Source organism: Gemmatimonadota bacterium (assembly GCA_022560615.1).
In the GTDB taxonomy this organism is placed as follows: domain Bacteria; phylum Gemmatimonadota; class Gemmatimonadetes; order Longimicrobiales; family Gaopeijiaceae; genus UBA1138.
The window spans coordinates 1-2,687 of record JADFSR010000100.1; the positions used below are offsets into that span (position 1 = coordinate 1).

The following is a 2,687-nucleotide window of genomic DNA, read 5'->3' on the forward strand; positions in this document are numbered from 1 at the left end:
TACCGTCGTGTACAGGAGGGTCAGCTAGCCGGTCGTTGGGGCCCTTCCGTCCCTACCGCCCCTCCAGCACGCGGATCGCCGCCTCGATGTCGATGCCGGACTCGATCCAATCCGTGAGCTTCTCGGCAGTCCCACCTGCGACGGTGCGCGCGAGAAACATCGCCCTGGTGCCTTGGCGCTGGTTTGGCCCGTAAGTGATCGGGGGGCCGGACCCCACCCAGCCGTCCAGCGTCTCCAAGGCCGCGATGAGGCTCTCGGTCGTCAGATCGCGCCCAGCCCGCCGGAGTCCCTCCGCCAGCGGCTCTGAGTACCGGAATCCGGCGAACAAGAACTCGCCGGCTCGCTCGTCTGGAGCGAGCCTGGCCGCCGCTCGTCGGTACTTCTCCGTCAGCGGATGATCCGAGTTGGCGAGTTGACCGATCGCGGCGAAGATCACCCCTTCCCATGCTCCTTCGGTCAGATCGTACATCAGGTCCGTGTCGGCCAGGACCGAGCTGACCAGCCACTGCGGCTCGTAGTCCAGCCGGGCGAGCGCGCCGTGGATGATCGTGGCATGCCGCGGGGTCAGCCACATGAGGACAGCGTCGGCTCCCGACTCGCGGAGCCGGACCGCGTGTGAGTTGAGATCGGTGTCGGGCACTTCGACCGACACGGCCTCGACCACGCTGAGTCCGTGCCTCTCGAGCGCCAGCTCAGCACCCACGAGGCCACTCTCACCGAAGTCGTCGTTCTGGTAGATGACCGCGATTCTCGTCTTGCCCAGATCTTTGACCGCATAGTCGACCAGCACCGCAGCCTCGTCCAAATACGGCGTATACTGGGCAAATACGTACTTCCTGGGCGGATATGCCCAGTGCGTTGCCCCAGTCGCGGGCGACACCATCACGACCTCGTGCTCCGTGAGGTACTCGAGCACGGCCCTGGTCGGAGCCGTACCCACGCCGGCAACAACGGCGAAGACCCCGTCGCGCTCGACCATCTCTCGAACTGCCGCCAACGTCCGGGAAGGCTGGTAAGCGTCGTCCTTGAGGATGAACTTGATCTTCCGCCCGTGGATGCCCCCTTCTTCGTTGATCATCTCGAAGTAGAGCTCGGCACCTCGGCCGACCGCACCCCAGAGCGCTGCCGGCCCGGTCAGCGGCGACCACGTTCCGATCAGGATCGTGTCGTCGGTCACACCGCGGACGCCACCCTCGTCCGGCTCCGCACAGCTGAGTCCCGCGAATGCGGCGAGGATCAACGCCGCGGTCACGCCGCCGAAGCCGCTCCGACTATTCCTACGATTCATATGACTCCTACGAATCCTGCGATTCTTGATCGACGTCATGTTGGGCTCCCCGTTGTGCTCCTCGCTCGGACGTAGTGGACGCGTCCCCCTGCTCGGACGCAGTGGACGCGGCCCCCATGTATAGCTCCTCCACCTCGTCGTTGTCGACCAACTCGGCCGCCGTCCCGGAGATGACGAGCTCTCCGTTTTCGAGCACGACACCGTCGTCGGCCACTTTGAGGGCCATGCGTGCGTTCTGCTCCACGAGCAAGACTGTAACTCCCTCGTCGCGGATCTGCGAGATGATGTCGAAGACCTGCCGCACCAGAAGCGGGGCCAGGCCGAGAGAGGGCTCGTCGAGCAAGAGCAGTTCGGGTTCGTTCATGAGCGCGCGACCGATCGCCAACATCTGCTGTTCGCCGCCGGAAAGTGTACCCGCGGGCTGGTTTCGCCGCTCGGTCAGAACCGGGAAGTAGTCGTGGACGCGCTCCAGTGTTCGCCGTGTGGACTGGCGGTCTCGGACGGTGTAGGCGCCCACTTTCAGGTTCTCACTCACGGTGAGATCCGGGAAGACTCGACGCCCTTCCGGAACGTACGAGATGCCGGCGCGAACGATCTTCTCGGTCGCCATCCCGTCGATCCGCTCCCCCCGGAACGTGATCGTGCCGCGCCGCGGCTGGCCGTCGAGCACGCCCATGATGGTGCCGAGCAGCGTGCTCTTGCCGGCGCCGTTGGCGCCCAGGATCACCGTGACGGTGCCTCGCGCCACGGTGAGTGAGACACCACAGAGCGCCCGGAGCGGGCCGTAATACGTCTCGACGCCGTCGAGCTTCAGGAGGGTCTCGGCGACTGGCCGGTCGCTTGCCGGTGGCCGGTGGCTTGCCGGATTACCCATCGCCCAGATACGCCTTGATGACCTCAGGGTGTCGACGCACTTCTTCGGGTGTGCCTTGAGCGATCGCCTTCCCGAAGTTCAGGACCAGGACCCGGTCGGCGAGGCCCATCGCCAGCTGCAGCTGGTGCTCGATCAAGAGGATCGTCAGGTCGAGATCGGCCCTCAGCCGACTGAGCCGCTCGCCCAGCTCCGTACGCTCCTGGGCGTTCATTCCGGCAGACGGCTCGTCTACGAGAAGGAGCTTCGGCTCCATGGCCAGCGCCCGCGCGAGCTCCACCCGCTTCTGAGTGCCATAAGGCAGCTCGCGCACGGGTCGTTCCCTCACCCCATCGAGATCGAGGAGCTCCAGGATGTGCTGGACCCGCTCCCGGTTCTCACCCTCGTCGCGGGCCGCCTTGGTTCGGCCATTCACCATGCAAATCCCCCGCCACACCCCGGTCGTCATATGCTGGTGACGTCCGAGCATCAGGTTGTCGATCGTGCTCTCATTCCCGAACAGCTCGATATTCTGGACCGTCCGGGCTA

The 2,687-nt window shown here is 65.3% G+C and carries 3 protein-coding genes; all 3 read right to left on the reverse strand.

Translation table 11 applies throughout. The features are described 5' to 3' along the window. Positions 1-52 precede the first annotated feature (52 nt). On the reverse strand, positions 53-1,288 hold the full coding sequence (locus tag IIB36_20470) for an ABC transporter substrate-binding protein (protein ID MCH7534113.1): 1,236 nt from the start codon (positions 1,286-1,288) through the stop codon (positions 53-55). A 7-nt stretch (positions 1,289-1,295) separates the two neighbouring features. After that, complete coding sequence (locus tag IIB36_20475) at positions 1,296-2,162, reverse strand: ABC transporter ATP-binding protein (GenBank protein ID MCH7534114.1); 867 nt, start codon at positions 2,160-2,162, stop codon at positions 1,296-1,298. Continuing rightward, a partial coding sequence (locus IIB36_20480) for an ABC transporter ATP-binding protein (protein ID MCH7534115.1) occupies positions 2,155-2,687 on the reverse strand: 533 nt, incomplete at its 5' end. The genes IIB36_20475 and IIB36_20480, both read right to left, overlap by 8 nt.

What these genes read in the sequence shown, in the direction of transcription:
- IIB36_20475 (MCH7534114.1), bottom strand. Translation starts at nt 2,162, where the DNA reads ATGGGTAATCCGGCAAGCCACCGGCCACCGGCAAGCGACCGGCCAGTC.
- IIB36_20470 (MCH7534113.1), bottom strand. Translation starts at nt 1,288, where the DNA reads ATGAATCGTAGGAATAGTCGGAGCGGCTTCGGCGGCGTGACCGCGGCG.